General features: G+C 40.4%; 14 protein-coding genes and 2 pseudogenes. 15 read left to right on the top strand and 1 reads right to left on the bottom strand.

Annotated features, from left to right (window positions below; all coding sequences use genetic code 11):
- Window positions 1-5 precede the first annotated feature (5 nt).
- From ftsI to lpxC, 13 genes and pseudogenes are all read left to right on the top strand, one after another.
- A complete protein-coding gene (ftsI, locus tag ARADI_RS12280) occupies window positions 6-1,775 on the top strand; it encodes a peptidoglycan glycosyltransferase FtsI (protein WP_119712242.1) in 1,770 nt (589 codons plus the stop codon).
- Window positions 1,762-3,249 carry a UDP-N-acetylmuramoyl-L-alanyl-D-glutamate--2,6-diaminopimelate ligase gene (murE, locus tag ARADI_RS12275; protein WP_119712241.1) on the top strand — a complete coding sequence of 496 codons (1,488 nt, stop codon included), beginning with the start codon at window positions 1,762-1,764 and terminating at the stop codon, window positions 3,247-3,249. Before ftsI ends, murE begins: the two co-directional genes overlap by 14 nt.
- On the top strand, window positions 3,246-4,628 hold the full coding sequence (murF, locus tag ARADI_RS12270; protein WP_119712240.1) for a UDP-N-acetylmuramoyl-tripeptide--D-alanyl-D-alanine ligase: 1,383 nt from the start codon (window positions 3,246-3,248) through the stop codon (window positions 4,626-4,628). The genes murE and murF overlap by 4 nt, the downstream gene beginning before the upstream one ends.
- Window positions 4,622-5,704: a phospho-N-acetylmuramoyl-pentapeptide-transferase gene (gene mraY, locus ARADI_RS12265; RefSeq protein ID WP_119712239.1), complete on the top strand. Its 1,083-nt coding sequence runs from the start codon at window positions 4,622-4,624 to the stop codon at window positions 5,702-5,704. The genes murF and mraY overlap by 7 nt, the downstream gene beginning before the upstream one ends.
- A 2-nt stretch (window positions 5,705-5,706) precedes the next feature.
- Window positions 5,707-7,019, top strand: a pseudogene (gene murD, locus ARADI_RS12260) (UDP-N-acetylmuramoyl-L-alanine--D-glutamate ligase).
- On the top strand, window positions 7,016-8,206 hold the full coding sequence (ftsW, locus tag ARADI_RS12255) for a cell division protein FtsW (protein ID WP_119712238.1): 1,191 nt from the start codon (window positions 7,016-7,018) through the stop codon (window positions 8,204-8,206). The pseudogene murD and the gene ftsW overlap by 4 nt, the downstream one beginning before the upstream one ends.
- Window positions 8,203-9,270: an undecaprenyldiphospho-muramoylpentapeptide beta-N-acetylglucosaminyltransferase gene (gene murG / locus ARADI_RS12250; RefSeq protein ID WP_119712237.1), complete on the top strand. Its 1,068-nt coding sequence runs from the start codon at window positions 8,203-8,205 to the stop codon at window positions 9,268-9,270. The genes ftsW and murG overlap by 4 nt, the downstream gene beginning before the upstream one ends.
- Window positions 9,271-9,373: 103 nt before the next feature.
- A complete protein-coding gene (gene murC / locus ARADI_RS12245) occupies window positions 9,374-10,807 on the top strand; it encodes a UDP-N-acetylmuramate--L-alanine ligase (protein ID WP_439647126.1) in 1,434 nt (477 codons plus the stop codon).
- Window positions 10,800-11,720, top strand: coding sequence for a D-alanine--D-alanine ligase (locus ARADI_RS12240; RefSeq protein WP_119712236.1), 921 nt, complete (start codon window positions 10,800-10,802; stop codon window positions 11,718-11,720). Before murC ends, ARADI_RS12240 begins: the two co-directional genes overlap by 8 nt.
- A gap of 1 nt (window position 11,721) precedes the next feature.
- Window positions 11,722-12,519, top strand: a complete 798-nt coding sequence (gene ftsQ, locus ARADI_RS12235) for a cell division protein FtsQ (RefSeq protein ID WP_119712235.1) — start codon at window positions 11,722-11,724, stop codon at window positions 12,517-12,519.
- Window positions 12,520-12,568: 49 nt separating this feature from the next.
- A complete protein-coding gene (ftsA, locus tag ARADI_RS12230; protein ID WP_119712354.1) occupies window positions 12,569-13,825 on the top strand; it encodes a cell division protein FtsA in 1,257 nt (418 codons plus the stop codon).
- 54 nt (window positions 13,826-13,879) lie between these two features.
- Entirely contained in the window at window positions 13,880-15,046 is a 1,167-nt protein-coding gene (ftsZ, locus tag ARADI_RS12225; protein WP_119712234.1) for a cell division protein FtsZ, read from the top strand.
- A 96-nt stretch (window positions 15,047-15,142) separates the two neighbouring features.
- Window positions 15,143-16,060 carry a UDP-3-O-acyl-N-acetylglucosamine deacetylase gene (lpxC, locus tag ARADI_RS12220; protein WP_119712353.1) on the top strand — a complete coding sequence of 306 codons (918 nt, stop codon included), beginning with the start codon at window positions 15,143-15,145 and terminating at the stop codon, window positions 16,058-16,060.
- 94 nt (window positions 16,061-16,154) lie between these two features.
- On the opposite strand, the gene ARADI_RS12215 is transcribed toward lpxC, so the two are convergent.
- The gene (locus ARADI_RS12215; RefSeq protein WP_119712233.1) at window positions 16,155-16,664 is read right to left on the bottom strand and encodes a DUF721 domain-containing protein; all 510 of its coding nucleotides are present in this window, start codon (window positions 16,662-16,664) and stop codon (window positions 16,155-16,157) included.
- Between the two features lie 34 nt (window positions 16,665-16,698).
- Here ARADI_RS12215 and secM point away from each other — a divergent pair, with 34 nt between their 5' ends.
- Together secM and secA are read left to right on the top strand one after the other, a co-directional pair.
- A complete protein-coding gene (gene secM / locus ARADI_RS12210; RefSeq protein ID WP_119712232.1) occupies window positions 16,699-17,202 on the top strand; it encodes a secA translation cis-regulator SecM in 504 nt (167 codons plus the stop codon).
- A gap of 134 nt (window positions 17,203-17,336) precedes the next feature.
- Window positions 17,337-17,867: pseudogene (gene secA, locus ARADI_RS12205) on the top strand (preprotein translocase subunit SecA); the annotation flags it as partial.

Raw genomic sequence — 17,867 nt, 5'->3', positions numbered from 1 at the left:
ACAACATGAAGCCTGCGCGCCCAGTGAAGTATAGAAGACGGTACGAAAAAAAAGTTAGCTATGTTAGCTGGCGTTTCTTGCTATTGTGTGCGGGTATAGGATTGGCATTAATTGGTCTCATTATTCGTGTTACTTATCTACAAGTCATTAACCCGGAAGAGCTTGTTAGAGAAGGTAATATGCGTTCGCTTCGCGTTCAGAAAGTGATGGCTGCACGGGGCATGATAAGTGATCGTGAGGGGCGTCAGCTAGCAGTAAGTGTTCCGGTTTATGCTATTTGGGCTGATCCGAAAATAATTTACGAAAATGGTGGATTAACCAATGATGAACGTTGGCAAGCATTAGCGGATGAGCTAAGGCTTCCGCTTGAGCAAGTGAACCATAAAATTAGTCTTAACCCTAACAGTCGGTTTGCCTATTTAGCGCGCCAAGTCAATCCATCGGTTGGTGAATATATTAGCAAATTAAAAATAGCGGGTATTTATTTGCGTAAAGAGTCGCGTCGCTATTATCCATCTGGTCCAGTAGCCGCTCATTTAATTGGGGTAACAGATATTGATGGACAGGGAATTGAAGGAATTGAAAAAAGCTTTAACTATCTATTAACTGGGGCTCCAGGCGAAAGAATAGTGCGTAAAGATCGTTATGGGCGAGTTATCGAAGATGTTTCTTCCATTGATAGTCAGGTTGCCCACGACTTGGTATTAAGTATTGACGAACGTATACAGTCATTGGTTTATCGTGAATTAACACGCAGTGTAATGGAGAATAAAGCCGAGTCGGGTACTGCTATTTTAGTCGATGTTCATACGGGTGAAGTATTAGCGATGGCTAACAGCCCCTCCTATAACCCGAATAATCTTGCTGGTACTCCAACTCAAATGATGCGTAACCGTGCGATCACCGATGTATTTGAACCCGGATCAACAGTTAAACCGATGGTAATTGTTAGTGCATTGAATAATGGAATTGTCAAAGCCAATAGTGTGTTAAATACTCAACCCTATATGATTAGTGGTCATGAAATTAAAGATGTAGCAAGGTATAGTGAGTTATCGATTACCGGTATTTTACAAAAATCAAGTAATGTTGGTGTTTCAAAGTTAGCGTTAGCGATGCCAGCCGATGAACTGGTAGACGTTTATGCTCGTTTTGGTTTGGGTAAACCAACAAATTTAGGATTAATTGGAGAAAGTAGTGGTATCTTTCCTAATAAAAAAATGCGGTGGTCTGAATTTGAAAGGGCCACTTTTTCTTTTGGTTATGGGCTAATGGTAACACCATTACAGTTAGCGCGAGTTTATGCAACAATTGGTAGTTTTGGTATTTATCGTCCGCTATCAATTACAAAAGTTGATCCGCTAGTATCCGGAGCTCGTATTTTCCCTGAGGCGATTATGCGGACCGTGGTTCGCATGATGGAAAGTGTTGCATTGCCTGGTGGCGGTGGCGTTCGAGCCGCAGTGAAAGGTTATCGAATAGCGATTAAGACAGGTACAGCAAAAAAAGTTGGTAATGATGGCCATTATATTAATCAATATATTGCTTATACGGCTGGCGTAGCAACGGCAAGTAACCCTCGTTATGCCCTGGTTGTGATTATCAATGAGCCTACTGCGGGGAAATATTACGGTGGTGCTGTTTCTGCGCCCGTATTTGGAGCCATTATGGGCGGCGTTTTACATTTAATGAATACAGAGCCTGATGCATTGACCTCAGATGATAATGAATTAGTAATTAACAAGATAAAAGAGGATACAGGTGGCAGATCGTAATCTACGCGATTTACTTACACCACTGGGTGTTAACGCGCCGGATAAGGTGTTACGAGAAATGACACTTGATAGCCGTAAGGTAGCGGCAGGAGACCTATTTTTAGCAATTAAGGGCCATCAAACAGATGGACGACAATATATTTCTCAAGCGATAGCGCAAGGTGTTGCCGCAATTATTGCTGAAGCACAAGGCGAGATAGAAGCTGGAACGATTCGATATATGCATGGCGTCCCTGTCATTTATATTAATGATCTAAATAATCAATTATCACTGTTAGCGGGAGAATTTTATCAACATTCAGCTGCAAAATTGCGATTAATCGGTGTAACAGGAACAAATGGTAAAACAACCACTACTCAACTAATTGCTCAGTGGGCGAAAGGGCTGGGCGAAGTCAGCGCCATAATGGGTACGGTGGGTAACGGAATATTAGGACAAATTGTACCTAGTGAAAATACCACCGGCTCGGCGGTTGATGTTCAGGCTGAATTGCAGTTGTTGGTCGACAAGCAGGCAACCTTAGTAGCGATGGAAGTTTCCTCCCATGGCTTAGTGCAAGGTCGGGTTGCTGCTATTCCTTTTACCGCTGCTGTGTTTACTAATTTAAGCCGTGATCACCTTGATTATCATGGTGATATGCAAAATTATGCAGTGGCAAAATGGTTATTATTTTCAAGCCATAAATCTGATAAACAGATTATCAATGTAGATGATGATACCGGTTTGCAGTGGCTTGCAAGATTACCACAAGCATGTGCAGTTTCGATGGAGGATCGCATACCTACCGATTGGCAGGGTGCTTGGGTGCTAGTGGAGCAAGTTGATTATCATGATCGTGGGGCGACTATTCATTTTAATTCGACTTGGGGAAAAAGTTCGCTAGAAAGCCGACTAATGGGGGCCTTTAATGTTAATAATGTCATTTTAGCCATGGCGACACTTTTAATGATCGGTTACCCATTTGATACGGTGATAAAATCATCACATGCTATACAACCAGTCTGTGGACGAATGGATGTCTTCACCTCACCAGGACGACCAACGGTTGTTGTCGATTATGCTCATACTCCTGATGCGCTCGAAAAAGCTTTAATTGCGCTCCGTCTCCATTGTCGTGGCAAACTTTGGTGTGTCTTTGGTTGTGGTGGTGATAGAGACAAGGGTAAACGTGCATTAATGGGCAGTGTGGCTGAACAGTATGCTGATATTGTGGTAGTAACCGATGATAATACACGTAGTGAAGAGCCAAAAGCCATAATTGATGATATTTTAAGCGGTTTTCTTGATGCTGGTCGGGCAATGCCGATTGTTGGGCGAGTGGAAGCGGTCACTAGTGCCATTATGCAGGCCAATACTGATGATGTCATATTAATTGCCGGTAAAGGTCATGAAGATTATCAAATTATTGGTGATCGTCGGCTCAATTATTCCGATCGCTTGACGGTAGCACGGTTATTGGGGGTGATGGCATGATCCCTATTTCATTGAAGCAATTGGCGACTGTAACACAAGGTGTTTTACAGCAAATAAATGATCAGCAGGCAGCGAGTTTATGGCTGAATGCGGTAACAACCAATAGCCGCCAGCAACCCATTAATGGTTTGTTTATTGCTTTAAAGGGTGAACATTTTAATGGTCACCATTTTGCTAAAGAGGCAACTGCAGCTGGTGCTACGGCATTATTAGTTGAGCGGCCGTTAACCATTCACTGCCCACAGGTTATTGTTAAAGATACGCGTTTAGCTATGGGGAAGTTAGCAGCTTGGGTTCGATCACAAAGTAAAGCTAAGGTTATAGGGCTAACGGGCTCTTCTGGTAAAACTTCGGTTAAAGAGATGGTGGCCGCCATTCTATCACAATGTGGTACAACACTTTTTACTAAAGGTAATTTCAATAATGATATTGGTGTGCCGTTAACGTTATTTCGATTGACGGCAGAGCACCAGTATGCAGTGATTGAAATGGGAGCCAATCATATCGGTGAAATTGCCTATAGAACTAATATGGTTAGACCGGATAGTGTATTGGTTAATAATTTATTTGCTGCTCATCTTGAAGGTTTTGGTTCATTAGCGGGTGTTGCTAAGGCAAAAGGCGAGATTTTTCAGGGATTAGCGGAAACAGGAACAGCGGTTATTAATTTGGCTAGCCATGATTGGAAAAATTGGCAATCTTATTTTAAACAACAACAAACCATTTTGCGTTTTTCTATAGAGAAACAGCAACAGGCTGATTTTTATGCTGAAAATGTTACTACAAAATCAATAGGTAGCGAATTTGAGTTGCATACACCAATCGGTATTGTTTCAATATTATTACCCTTAGCCGGTAAACATAATGTTGCCAATGCATTAGCTGCTAGTGCTTTAGCTATGTCTTTTGGTGCGACGCTTGAGCAAATAAGACTTGGATTGGCAGCTGTTCAGCCGGTATCAGGTCGTTTATACCCCATTTATTTAGCGCCCGGTAAACTTATTTTAGATGACACCTACAATGCCAATACCGGCTCTATGATTGCTGCTGCTGATGTTTTGTCTCAAATGCCTGGATACCATATTTTGGTTGTCGGTGATATGGGTGAATTAGGCGATCAGACCGAAAAATGGCATCAAGAAGTCGGCTTGGCAACTCAGCAAATGAAGCTTGACCGAGTGTTAAGTATTGGTCAACAAAGTGTCGTTATTAGTCAACAGAGTGGTTGCGGTGAGCATTTTGCTTCTAAAAAAGAGTTAATTGCAAAACTGATCCCATTAATAAAAGAACACGAAACCGTATCAGTTTTAGTTAAAGGTTCGCGCATTACAGTAATGGAAGAAGTTGTACACGCCTTACAGGAGTGCTTTTTATGTTAGTCTGGTTAGCCGAATATTTAGTTAAATATTTTTCTGGCTTTAATCTTTTCTCCTATTTGACATTTCGGGCTATTACCAGTTTGTTAACGGCTTTGGTGACTGCGCTATGGATGGGGCACTCTTTGATTTCTTATTTGCAAAAGTTACAAATAGGTCAGATTGTGCGTGATGAAGGTCCCGAATCGCATTTTAGCAAACGTGGCACACCTACCATGGGTGGTGTATTGATTTTATCTTCTATTGTGATTTCAGTCATGCTATGGGCGCGGTTAAATAATCCATATGTTTGGTGCGTATTAGCCGTTTTATTGGGATATGGTGTTATTGGCTTTATTGATGATTATCGTAAAGTGGTACGTAAAAATTCTAGAGGGTTGATTGCTCGTTGGAAATATTTCTGGCAATCCGTATTGGCTTTGGGAGTAGCATTTGCTCTATATAGCACAGGTAAAGATACGGCAGTCACTCAATTCGTTGTACCATTTTTTAAAGATGTCATGCCACAACTTGGTCTGTTTTATATTTTACTGACTTATTTTGTCATTGTTGGCACAAGTAATGCAGTTAATTTAACTGATGGATTAGACGGTTTAGCGATTATGCCAACCGTTTTTATTTCGGCAGGCTTTGCATTAGTGGCTTGGGCAACGGGTAATTTCAATTTTGCCAACTATTTAAAAATTCCTTATATCAGCTACGCAGGTGAATTAGTCGTGGTTTGTACGGCAATTGTTGGTGCCGGTTTGGGATTTTTATGGTTTAACACTTATCCTGCGCAAGTTTTCATGGGCGATGTTGGTTCATTGGCATTAGGCGGTGCATTGGGAACGATTGCGGTTTTATTACGGCAAGAATTTTTATTACTGATTATGGGTGGTGTTTTTGTTGTTGAAACCTTATCGGTAATTTTACAAGTTGGATCATTTAAACTGCGTGGTCAACGCATTTTTCGGATGGCGCCGATCCACCATCATTACGAATTAAAAGGATGGCCTGAACCTCGAGTCATTGTGCGTTTTTGGATCATCTCATTAATGCTGGTATTGATTGGATTGGTAACATTAAAGGTACGTTAATAATGGCTAATTATCAGGGTAAAAAAGTTGTCATCATCGGGTTAGGCCAGACAGGTCAATCTTGTATCGACTTTTTTCTCTCTCGCCAGTTTGCGCCACGTGTAATTGATACCCGAATAACACCGCCAGGTAAGGATAAATTGCCGGCGGAAGTCGCCTGCCACTGTGGTAGTTGGAATAGTGAATGGTTGATGGCAGCTGATTTGATCGTTGTAAGCCCCGGTATTTCGCTTGCTACCCCAGAATTAAAAAAAGCCGCAGATAAAGGTATTGAAATTACTGGTGATATTGAACTTTTTTGTCGTGAAATAGATAAACCGATAGTTGCTATCACCGGTTCTAATGGTAAGAGTACGGTTACAGCATTAGTTGGCGAAATGGCAAAAGCAGCTAATTGGCATGTGGCAGTTGGTGGCAATATTGGAACGCCGGTGCTGACATTATTAGCAAAAGATTATGATTTGTATGTATTAGAGCTTTCTAGTTTTCAGCTTGAAACAACATCAAGTTTAAAGGCTGCGGTAGCAACCATATTAAATGTGACAGAAGATCATATGGATCGGTATCCGACAGGCATTGAACAGTACCGCGCGGCTAAGTTACGAATTTATGCTGGCGCTAAAGTTTGTATTATTAATGAACAAGAACCACAAACTTGGCCACTATTGGGCCGTGATGCACGTTGTATCAGTTTTGGCATTAATAGTGGCGATTATCAATTAAATACACGTTGCCAAGAACTACAAATAAAAGGGCAACCGATTATTGATACCGCTGAAATACGGTTAGTTGGGCAGCATAACTATCTTAATGGCGCGGCTGCCCTGGCTTTAGCGATGCGGTGAAGATTCCAAGAAAAGCAAGTTTAACGGCATTAACTCAATATGCATGCTTGCCTCATCGTTGCCAATTAGTTCATCAGCATCAAGGTATTCAATGGGTTAATGATTCTAAAGCAACGAATGTTGGCAGCACAGAAGCAGCTTTAAAAGGTTTGCAAGTAGCTGGAACGCTTTATTTATTATTGGGTGGGGAGGGAAAGTCAGCAGAGTTTTCACCATTAAAACCCTATATCTCAGCAAAAAACATTAAATTGTGTTGTTTTGGCCGTGATGGTTATCAATTGGCACAATTAAAACCGAATAGTTTGTTACTAGATACAATGGAGCAATGTCTGCGCGCCATCGCACCAGAATTGAAAGCCGGTGATATGGTACTTCTTTCACCTGCTTGTGCTAGCTTCGACCAATTTCGTAACTTTGAACAACGCGGTGATAGGTTTAGCCAATTAGCGAAGGAGTTAGGTCAAGAATGATATTTAACTTCAAACGACTAACAAATTGGGCTAATGGTGAGCCCGATGACGATGTTCTGGATACGATCCTTTATGATCGTACTTTGGTTTGGCTTACATTAGGTCTGGCTATAATTGGTTTTATTATGGTGACATCAGCATCGATGCCAGTTGGACAGCGTTTAACGCAAGATCCTTTTTTCTTTGCTAAACGTGATGTTATCTATCTTATTTTATCATTTGGTTTAGCTTTATTAGTTTTAAATATTCCAATGGTATTGTGGGAAAAATATAATTTTTTATTATTGATAACATCCCTAATACTGTTATTAGTGGTATTAGTTGCCGGAAGCTCAGTTAATGGTGCTTCTCGTTGGATTAATACCGGTATTGTCCGTATACAACCGGCTGAGATCGCCAAATTAGCCTTGTTTTGCTATGTATCCAGTTATTTGGTCAGAAAAACTGATGAAGTGCGAACGCGGTTTTTGGGCTTTATCAAACCGATGTGCATTTTAATATTAATGGCTATTTTACTGCTATTACAACCTGATTTAGGTACAGTAATTGTGCTGGTTGTGACAACTTTAGCACTGTTATTCCTTGCAGGTGCTAGATTAGCACCGTTTATTATCGGTATTGTTATTTGTGCGATAGGTGTTATTGGCTTGATCTATTTTGAACCTTATCGTTTGCGTCGAATAACCTCTTTTCTCAATCCATGGGCGGATCCTTTTGGCAATGGCTATCAATTAACACAATCTTTGATGGCGTTTGGGCGTGGTGAATTATGGGGCCAAGGTTTAGGTAATTCTATCCAAAAATTAGAATATTTGCCTGAAGCACATACTGATTTTATTTTCTCAGTTTTAGCGGAAGAACTCGGTTATATCGGTGTTGTGTTAGTGCTTTTAATGTTATTTTTCGTTGCTTTTCGCAGCATGATGATTGGCAAACGGGCATTAGATGTAAAGCAGCATTTTTCTGGTTATCTAGCCTGTTCAATCGGTATCTGGTTCACTTTCCAAGCGTTGGTTAATGTTGGCGCTGCAGCCGGAATGTTACCAACTAAAGGATTGACACTACCGTTAATTAGTTATGGTGGCTCTAGCTTATTAATTATGTTTATTGCCATTGCCATCTTGTTACGTATCGATTTTGAAACACGCCTTAAGAGAGCACAAGCATTTATAAGGAGAACGAAATGAGCCAACCAAGACGCCTCCTGGTGATGGCAGGCGGTACTGGAGGACATGTTTTTCCCGGACTAGCAGTGGCTAATTATTTAAAGCTACAAGGTTGGGATGTTCGTTGGTTAGGAACTGCTGACCGGATGGAGGCAGATTTAGTTCCTAAGCATGGCATTGAGATTGAATTTATAAACATTTCTGGTTTACGTGGTAAAGGTATCAAAGCATTGCTGGTAGCTCCGTTTAAAATTATTAAAGCAATAAAGCAGGCAAAAGTGATTATGCAGCGTTATCAACCTGATGTCGTATTAGGCATGGGAGGATATGTTTCTGGCCCGGGTGGTATTGCTGCCTGGCTATCTAATATTCCAATTGTACTGCATGAGCAAAATGGCGTAGCAGGTTTAACCAACCGGTGGTTAGCTAAAATTGCTAAGCGTGTTTTACAAGCATTTCCAAGTGCATTCCCTAATGCTACGGTAGTCGGAAACCCAATTCGTGAGACGGTATTAGCCTTACCTGAACCTGAAGAACGTTTAATTGATCGTGATGGCGCTATTCGAATTTTAGTGATAGGGGGTAGTCAAGGGGCAAGAATTTTAAACCAAACATTACCCGAAGTTGTAGCTCAACTAGATGGAAAAGTGACTATTTGGCATCAAACGGGCAAAGGTGCTCAGAAAATGACGGAAACTTTATATAAAAAGTTATGTGGTAAATCAGATAATTATAAAGTAACTGAATTTATTGATGATATGGCTGAAGCTTATGCTTGGGCTGATATAATCATCTGTCGAGCAGGTGCTTTAACGGTAAGTGAAGTTGCTGCTGCCGGCTTACCAGCAATTTTTGTTCCTTTTCAGCATACAGATCGGCAACAGTACTGGAATGCGTTACCGTTAGAGAAGGCTGGAGCAGCGAAAATTGTTGAGCAGCCGCAATTTTCAACGGATGCGTTGGTGGATCTATTAAATCAATGGTCGCGTCCGCAGTTATTGGATATGGCAAAAAAAGCACGAGCGACATCGATTACTGACGCAACTAAACGTATGGCGGTAACCTTAATTGAAGTTGCTAAATGAAACCGATTTTACATTGCAGAATGTTGAAATCAGCGATAGAAATAGTGAAGAGAGTAAAGTGAATACACAACAATTAGCCAAATTAAGAGCAACAGTGCCTGAAATGCATCGAGTTAGGCATATCCATTTTGTTGGCATTGGCGGTGCTGGCATGGGTGGTATTGCTGAAGTATTGGCTAACGAAGGTTATGAAATTAGTGGTTCTGATTTGTTACCTAATACGGTTACTGAGCAATTAATAGAGCTTGGCGCAAAAATTTATTTTAATCATCGACCAGAGAATGTGGCAAATGCTTGTGTTGTTGTCGTATCTACGGCAATCGCTGCCGATAATCCAGAAATTATTGCAGCACGCGAAGCTCGTATTCCGGTCATTCGACGCGCTGAAATGTTGGCTGAATTAATGCGTTTTCGTCATGGAATTGCTATTGCAGGAACCCATGGCAAAACAACGACTACCGCAATGATTGCCAGCATCTATGCGCAAGCAGGGTTAGATCCAACTTTTATTAATGGTGGATTAGTGAAAGCAGCAGGAGTTCATGCACGTTTAGGAACTAGCCGCTATTTAATTGCGGAAGCTGATGAGAGTGACGCTTCTTTCTTACATTTACAACCACTAGTTGCTGTTATAACAAATATTGAAGCAGATCACATGGAGACTTATGATGGTGATTTTGAGAAATTAAAACAGACTTTCATTAGTTTCTTACATAATCTGCCATTTTATGGTCGAGCAGTATTATGTATCGATGATCCAGTGGTGCGCTCGCTACTACCGCAAATAGGTCGTTATATTACCACTTATGGTTTTAGTGATGACGCAGATGCGCGCATCAAATCCTATGAACAGCGAGGCAATCAAGGTTTCTTTACTGTAGCGCGAGAAAACCGAACTGATTTAGCGTTTATTTTGAATGCACCAGGGCGTCATAATGCATTAAATGCAACTGCCGCTATTGCAGTAGCGACGGAAGAAGGAATTGATGATAGTGCTATCTTGACTGCGCTAGAAAAATTTCAAGGCACGGGTCGACGTTTTGATTTTTTAGGTAATTTCCCTTTAGCTGAAGTTAATGGCAAAAAAGGTAGCGTTATGCTGGTGGATGATTATGGTCACCATCCAACAGAAGTTAATGCTACTATTAAAGCAGCAAAAGAAGGATGGCCAGATAAACGTATCGTGATGGTTTTTCAACCCCACAGATATACTCGCACACGTGATCTATATGATGATTTTGCCAATATTTTAGAGCAAGTTGATGTATTGATAATCCTAGATGTCTATCCGGCAGGAGAGGAGCCTATTTCTGGTGCAGATAGTCGCTCATTATGTCGGACAATTCGCAATCGAGGCAAATTAGATCCCATTTTTGTCGCTGAACATAAGCAAATTGATGAAGTATTAGCACAAATTATCGAAGATAACGACCTGATACTTATACAGGGAGCTGGTAATATTGGCAAAATAGCACGTAATTTGGCTGACACAGATTTACGGCCAATGCTAACAAATGAACGAAAGGATCATGGCTGATAAAGTTGCCGTGCTTTTAGGCGGAAATTCAGCCGAAAGAGAGGTGTCACTACAATCTGGTGAAGCGGTAGTAAATGGCTTGCGTGATGCTGGAATAGATGCCTATCCAGTTGATATTAAAGATTTTACTGTCATCAAATTAAAAGAAGCTGGTTATAATAGAGTTTTTATTGCTTTACATGGACGCGGTGGTGAAGATGGCACGGTGCAAGGGGTTTTAGAATTTTTAGCTTTACCCTATACCGGTAGTGGTGTTTTAGCTTCATCACTTTCGATGGACAAGCTACGTACTAAACAGTTATGGGCGGGGATAGGTTTACCGATTGCACCCTATATAGCACTGGAGAAACAACAGTTAGCAATGATGTCAGATAAAATGCTTTTTGAGTCTGTTTATCATTTGGGGTTACCGCTTATTGTGAAGCCAAGTCTTGAAGGTTCAAGCGTTGGTATGAGTAAAGTAACCACTTTGTCTGAATTAAGAATAGCGCTCGAGTTTGCTTTTCGTTATGACAAAGATGTGCTGATTGAGAAATGGCTAAATGGGCCTGAATATACCGTGGCAATTGTAGGGGAGCAGGTACTGCCTTCGATTCGGATTAAACCGGCAGGCGTTTTTTATGATTATGATGCCAAATATCTCTCTAATGAAACACAGTATTTTTGTCCTAGTGGGTTGAAAACTGAAGAAGAACAAAAATTGAATGAATTAGCGTTAGCGGCTTATAAGGCGGTTGGTTGTACTGGTTGGGGACGTGTTGATGTGATGAGGGATAACAATGGTATTTTTTATTTATTAGAAATTAATACCTCACCGGGAATGACTGGTCATAGTTTAGTACCCATGGCTGCGAAACAAGCGGGAATGAGTTTTTCACAGTTAGTTAAAAAGATTTTGGAATTGGCTAAGTAATATGCCGCAGGCATCATTGAACGTTCATAATAAAGAGCCTAAAGAGTGTCGTAACGATGGCGGCCGAAGTAATGGCTCTTATTTGGCAGGCATTATCTTCTTCTTGATAGTATTGGGTACTATTATATGGAGTGGATGGATGGTATTAAATTGGATGAAAGACGTTAATCGATTTCCTATTTCCAAGCTGGTGATCACTGGAGAACGCCATTACACTCGTGATGATAATGTTAGAAAAGCAATATTAGCACTAGGTATGCCGGGTACATTTATGACTATTGATGTGAATGCGATCCAGAATCAAATAAAAACCATACCATGGATAAGGCAAGTTACGGTACGTAAGCAATGGCCGGATGAACTAAAAATTCATTTAGCGGAATATAAGCCTTATGCCAAATGGAACGATACCTTTTTTATTAATGCAGAAGGCTCTGTTTTTAGCTTACCAGCGTTACTAAATTTTAAAGGTAATTTCTTAATGCTATATGGTCCACAAGGCAGCCAGCAAGAAGTATTAGAGATGTATCATGTTATGCAACAGCAATTAGCGTCATATAATTTTAGCATTAAGTCAGTATCAATGACTGACCGACGCGCGTGGCAATTAGTTTTAGCGAATGATATTCGATTAAATATCGGTAAACAGGATATTAAAGAACGATTAAACCGTTTTGTTGAGCTTTATCCATTATTAAAACAAGTGACAGATAAACGTATTGGATATATAGATTTGCGATATGGTAGCGGTGCTGCGGTAGGTTGGTTGCCACTTTTAGCCGAACCTGTTACACACTGAATTGAAATAGTTTGAGACTGCTGATTGATTAGATACAGGCAAATTAATGATGATTAAAACGACGGACAGAAAATTAGTAGTTGGTCTTGAAATTGGAACTTCCAAGGTTTCTGCGCTGGTTGGTGAAATTCTGCCTGATGGAATGGTAAATATTATTGGTGTCGGAAATTGTCCATCTCGAGGGATGGATAAAGGCGGTGTGAATGATTTGGAATCAGTAGTTAAATGTGTGCAGCGAGCTATTGATCAAGCAGAATTGATGGCGGATTGCCAAATATCATCGGTTTATCTAGCGCTTTCTGGCAAGCACGTTAGTTGCCAAAATGAAATAGGTATGGTGCCTATTTCTGAGGATGAAGTTACTCGAGATGATGTAGATAGCGTAGTTCATACTGCTAAATCTGTCCGGGTTCGTGATGAGCATAGAATTTTACACGTTATACCACAAGAATATGCGATTGATTATCAAGAAGGAATTAAAAATCCAGTAGGACTTTCAGGTGTACGTATGCAAGCTAAGGTACATCTAATTACTTGCCATAATGATATGGCCAAAAATATTGTCAAAGCAGTTGAACGTTGTGGTTTAAAAGTAGATCAATTAATTTTTGCCGGTTTAGCGTCAAGTTATTCCGTTTTAACGGAAGATGAACGTGAATTAGGGGTATGTGTCGTCGATATTGGCGGAGGAACTATGGACATAGCCGTTTATACTGGCGGTGCACTGCGCCATACCAAGGTTATACCCTATGCTGGTAATGTCGTGACAAGTGATATTGCTTATGCATTTGGTACCCCCCCTAGCGATGCGGAAACAATAAAAGTTCGTCATGGATGCGCATTAGGTACTATTGTTAGTAAAGACGAAAATGTTGAGGTGCCAAGTGTAGGTGGACGGCCGCCAAGAAGTTTACAACGTCAAACATTAGCTGAAGTTATCGAGCCACGTTACATAGAGTTGCTAAACTTAGTAAATGACGAGATTTTAAAATTGCAAGAACAATTACGTCAGCAAGGTGTTAAACATCATCTGGCAGCGGGTATTGTCTTAACAGGAGGCGGTGCTCAAATTGATGGTCTAGTCGAATGTGCCCAAAGAGTATTCCATACTCAGGTACGCATCGGTAAGCCATTAAATATAACTGGTTTAACGGACTATGCACAGGAGCCTTATTACTCCACAGCTGTCGGGCTCCTGCATTACGGCAAACAGACTCATCTTGGAAATGAAGCCGAAATGGATAAGCGTACATCAGTGAGTAGTTGGTTTCATAAAATCACTAGTTGGCTGAGAAAAGAATTTTAATTTTGTAAGAAGCAAATCTTCGCTTCTATATAAGGCACAAAACGGAGAGAGATTATGTTTGAACCAATGGAATTAACCAATGACGCGGTGATTAAAGTCATCGGCATTGGCGGTGGCGGCGGCAATGCCGTTGAACACATGGTGCGTGAACGTATCGAAGGTGTTGAATTCTTTGCTGTTAATACAGATGCTCAGGCATTGCGTAAAACAGCAGTAGGACAAACTATTCAGATCGGCAATGGTATTACCAAAGGCTTGGGAGCAGGAGCGAATCCTGAAGTTGGTCGTAATGCCGCTGAAGAAGATCGTGAAGCCTTGCGCAATGCGCTTGATGGGGCAGATATGGTCTTTATTGCTGCTGGTATGGGTGGTGGTACGGGCACCGGCGCAGCCCCTGTTGTAGCCGAAGTTGCTAAAGAGCTTGGTATACTGACGGTAGCGGTTGTGACCAAACCTTTCAACTTTGAAGGTAAAAAACGCATGGCATTTGCTGAAACAGGGATCTCAGAACTGTCTAAGCATGTTGATTCCTTGATTACCATTCCGAATGATAAATTATTAAAAGTGCTTGGACGCGGTATTTCTTTGTTAGATGCATTCGGTGCCGCCAATGATGTGTTAAAAGGCGCGGTTCAAGGTATTGCTGAGCTTATTACTCGTCCAGGTTTAATGAATGTCGATTTTGCAGATGTTCGTACCGTCATGTCTGAAATGGGTTATGCTATGATGGGATCAGGTGTAGCACGAGGTGAAGATCGAGCTGAAGAAGCGGCAGAAATGGCAATTTCCAGCCCCTTGTTGGAAGATATCGATTTATCGGGCGCTCGTGGTGTATTAGTTAATATTACCGCAGGTTTTGATTTACGGCTTGATGAATTTGAAACAGTGGGTAATACCATTCGTGCATTTGCGTCTGATAATGCAACGGTTGTTATCGGTACTTCACTGGATCCTGAAATGAATGATGAATTACGAGTGACCGTGGTTGCTACAGGAATTGGTATGGATAAGCGGCCAGAAATCACATTGGTTACTAACAAAACAGCCCAAAAATCATCGCTAGAGCAGCGTTATCAGCAGATGCAAGGCTCAATGCCGGCTATGACGCCGTTAACAGAGGAAAAATCTGCTGCTAAAGTGGTGAATGAGCAAAATATGCAATCAAATAAAGAGCCAGACTATCTTGATATTCCAGCTTTTTTAAGAAAACAGGCTGATTAGTTAACAATTGATTGGTTTCTCTGCTTTTTGTGCTAAAATATCTTGCTAATCCTGGAGTAAGGATTAGCAAGATTGTTAACGATGTGAGAGAAAATGATGATCAAACAAAGGACACTAAAACGTATTGTTCAAGCGACGGGCGTCGGTTTACATACTGGCAAAAAAGTCACTTTAGCATTGCGTCCAGCACCGGCCAATACCGGGGTCATCTACCGCCGTACAGATTTAAATCCGCCGGTTGATTTCTCGGCTGAGGCAAAATCGGTGCGTGATACCATGCTATGTACCTGCTTGGTCAATGAAGATGATGTACGTATTTCAACGGTAGAACATCTGAATGCTGCATTGGCAGGGCTAGGAATTGACAATATTATCATTGAGGTAGATGCACCAGAAATTCCAATAATGGATGGAAGTGCTGCGCCTTTTGTATTTTTATTGCTAGATGCAGGCATTGAAGAGTTAAACAGCGCCAAGAAATTTCTTCGTATTAAAGAAAGTGTCCGAGTTACAGATGGTGATAAATGGGCTAAGCTAGTACCTTATAACGGATTTAGCTTAGATTTCACTATCGATTTCAATCATCCTGCTATTAATAGTAGTACTCAACGTTATAAACTAGATTTTTCGGCAAAATCTTTTGTTAGAGATATTAGCCGTGCGCGTACGTTTGGCTTCATTCGTCATATTGAATATTTACAATCTAAAGGGTTATGTTTGGGCGGTAGCTTTGATTGTGCGATTGTTGTTGATGATTATCGCGTATTAAATGAAGATGGCTTGCGTTTTGAAGATGAGTTTGTGCGTCATAAAACGCTAGATGCTATTGGTGATTTATTTATATGTGGTTATAATATCATTGGTGCTTTTACCGCGTATAAATCAGGCCATGCATTGAATAACAAATTATTGCAGGCTGTTTTAGCGACGGAATCTGCTTGGGATATGGTGACGTTCGAAGATGAATCTGAAATGCCAGTCGCATTTAAAACACCTTCGACAATAATAATCTGAGATATATTATTTTAAGCAGGATATTCTAACTGTGGTACATCAGTGGATTATTCTCTCTCTTACGTTACTTTCGTTGATGCTTTTTACTCAAAAGCTAATCTTTATTACTAGTTGCTTTGGTATTCTCTCCTGCCAATGCAGCTAGCCGCTCTAATTTTCCCTTTAGTTTTTTTGGACTTCTTTTTGCTAGGTTACGAATTGTCTTTGCGCTTTCTTTGCTTAGTTGGCTTATTATCTGTTTTGATGGTTTTATAGCTATTTGCTGAAATGATAAGCAATTTTTAGATGATAATGATGGATTAATCATTATGTTGATTGAAGATAAAGATGGTAAAATAGTGTGACGTAATGTTGAGAGTAGCGTAGGAAGTTCATAGTTTAGTCGCACTTTTCGGCTAGCATTTGTAACTTCTAGAATAAGAATATGTTGACGATAATTAGCGACTCGACACCAAGCCTTTAATTCGATAGGAAGTAGGCTGATAACAGTATTATTGAGTTTAATTAATGCCTGTGCGCGCTGTTGAATGGTTTGTAAGGTATTGGACTCAAGGTTGCTCTCTTTTAACAAAATATTTAAAGATTGGGGATAACTATCGCGCATTTTTTACTCCAACTTTTATATTATATGATATTCAATGAATATATTAGATCTTTGGCGACATTTTGGTAAACGATATTTTTGGCCATCCCTGTTATTAGGTATTTTAACGGTTAGTATTGGTATACCTACAACTTTGGCAAAAGTGACTGAAAATATGTCACATACTAGCCAGTTATTACCCCATTATCAGCAAAATTTAGCATTAGATCATCTAATAGCTGCCAGTAAATATCGTATTTTTTATAATTGTGGCGCAAATTATTGGCATCAGCACGCTTTACGTAATATAATCGGTCAGCTGACTTTTGTTTTTTCAGCCAAAGAGACACAAAAGCAGCTGGACGCCAACTTAAGTGCGCACAACAAACCAATTTCGCTTTATAATATGCTTGACACTCTTTACTCTATGATTAATTTGAGTGTTTTTCATCCTAATGAGCAAAATTTCAGCTACTTATTAACACAATCTTCTTACCACATTACCTACCAAACTGTGCTATGGGTTGTTTGGGGTCAGGGTATTCGAGCCGGGCCTTAACACAAATTTCATAGACTTTTCGTTGATTCTTATAGCAACCACTGTTCAACTAAATATATTAATTATATCGGTTGAAAATAGATAATACAGGTGGATTCTAACAAGAACACCACCTTAATTGAGAAAAAATATTTATGTTAACTAAGTTACTAACAAAAATTTTTGGTAGTCGTAATGATCGTACTTTACGTCGTTTAGGTAAATTTGTTGATATTATTAATCAGTTAGAGCCTGAATTTGAAAAATTTTCCGACCAAGAACTTAAAGCCAAGACTGATGAATTTCGCCAGCGTCTTAAATCAGGTGGAACATTAGATGATTTAATCCCAGAGGTGTTTGCCACCGTTCGCGAAGCCAGTAAACGGGTATTTAATATGCGGCATTTTGATGTTCAGTTGCTAGGTGGTACGGTACTTAATGAGCGCTGTATTGCAGAGATGCGTACTGGTGAAGGAAAGACATTAACATCTACATTACCTGCATATTTAAATGCTTTAACGGGTAAGGGTGTCCATATTGTTACTGTAAACGACTATTTAGCTAAGCGCGATGCAGAAAATAATCGGCTATTGTTTGAATTTCTTGGTATGACAGTCGGTATTAATTTACCCGGTATGCCTGCTACATTGAAGCGTGAAGCCTATGCCGCGGATATTACTTATGGG

Origin of the sequence: Arsenophonus endosymbiont of Aleurodicus floccissimus (assembly GCF_900343025.1) — a bacterium.
GTDB lineage: Bacteria > Pseudomonadota > Gammaproteobacteria > Enterobacterales > Enterobacteriaceae > Arsenophonus.
The sequence above is the reverse complement of the archived record's forward strand: the minus strand, read 5'-3'. Positions and strand labels throughout refer to the sequence as shown.

Excerpts from the sequence above, each read along its gene's own strand:
- ftsI (WP_119712242.1), top strand. The coding sequence starts at position 6 with ATGAAGCCTGCGCGCCCAGTGAAGTATAGAAGACGGTACGAAAAAAAA.
- murF (WP_119712240.1), top strand. The coding sequence starts at position 3,246 with ATGATCCCTATTTCATTGAAGCAATTGGCGACTGTAACACAAGGTGTT.
- mraY (WP_119712239.1), top strand. The coding sequence starts at position 4,622 with ATGTTAGTCTGGTTAGCCGAATATTTAGTTAAATATTTTTCTGGCTTT.
- ftsW (WP_119712238.1), top strand. The coding sequence starts at position 7,016 with ATGATATTTAACTTCAAACGACTAACAAATTGGGCTAATGGTGAGCCC.
- murG (WP_119712237.1), top strand. The coding sequence starts at position 8,203 with ATGAGCCAACCAAGACGCCTCCTGGTGATGGCAGGCGGTACTGGAGGA.
- murC (WP_439647126.1), top strand. The coding sequence starts at position 9,374 with ATGCATCGAGTTAGGCATATCCATTTTGTTGGCATTGGCGGTGCTGGC.
- ARADI_RS12240 (WP_119712236.1), top strand. The coding sequence starts at position 10,800 with ATGGCTGATAAAGTTGCCGTGCTTTTAGGCGGAAATTCAGCCGAAAGA.
- ftsQ (WP_119712235.1), top strand. The coding sequence starts at position 11,722 with ATGCCGCAGGCATCATTGAACGTTCATAATAAAGAGCCTAAAGAGTGT.
- ftsA (WP_119712354.1), top strand. The coding sequence starts at position 12,569 with ATGATTAAAACGACGGACAGAAAATTAGTAGTTGGTCTTGAAATTGGA.
- ftsZ (WP_119712234.1), top strand. The coding sequence starts at position 13,880 with ATGTTTGAACCAATGGAATTAACCAATGACGCGGTGATTAAAGTCATC.
- lpxC (WP_119712353.1), top strand. The coding sequence starts at position 15,143 with ATGATCAAACAAAGGACACTAAAACGTATTGTTCAAGCGACGGGCGTC.
- ARADI_RS12215 (WP_119712233.1), bottom strand. The coding sequence starts at position 16,664 with ATGCGCGATAGTTATCCCCAATCTTTAAATATTTTGTTAAAAGAGAGC.
- secM (WP_119712232.1), top strand. The coding sequence starts at position 16,699 with ATGAATATATTAGATCTTTGGCGACATTTTGGTAAACGATATTTTTGG.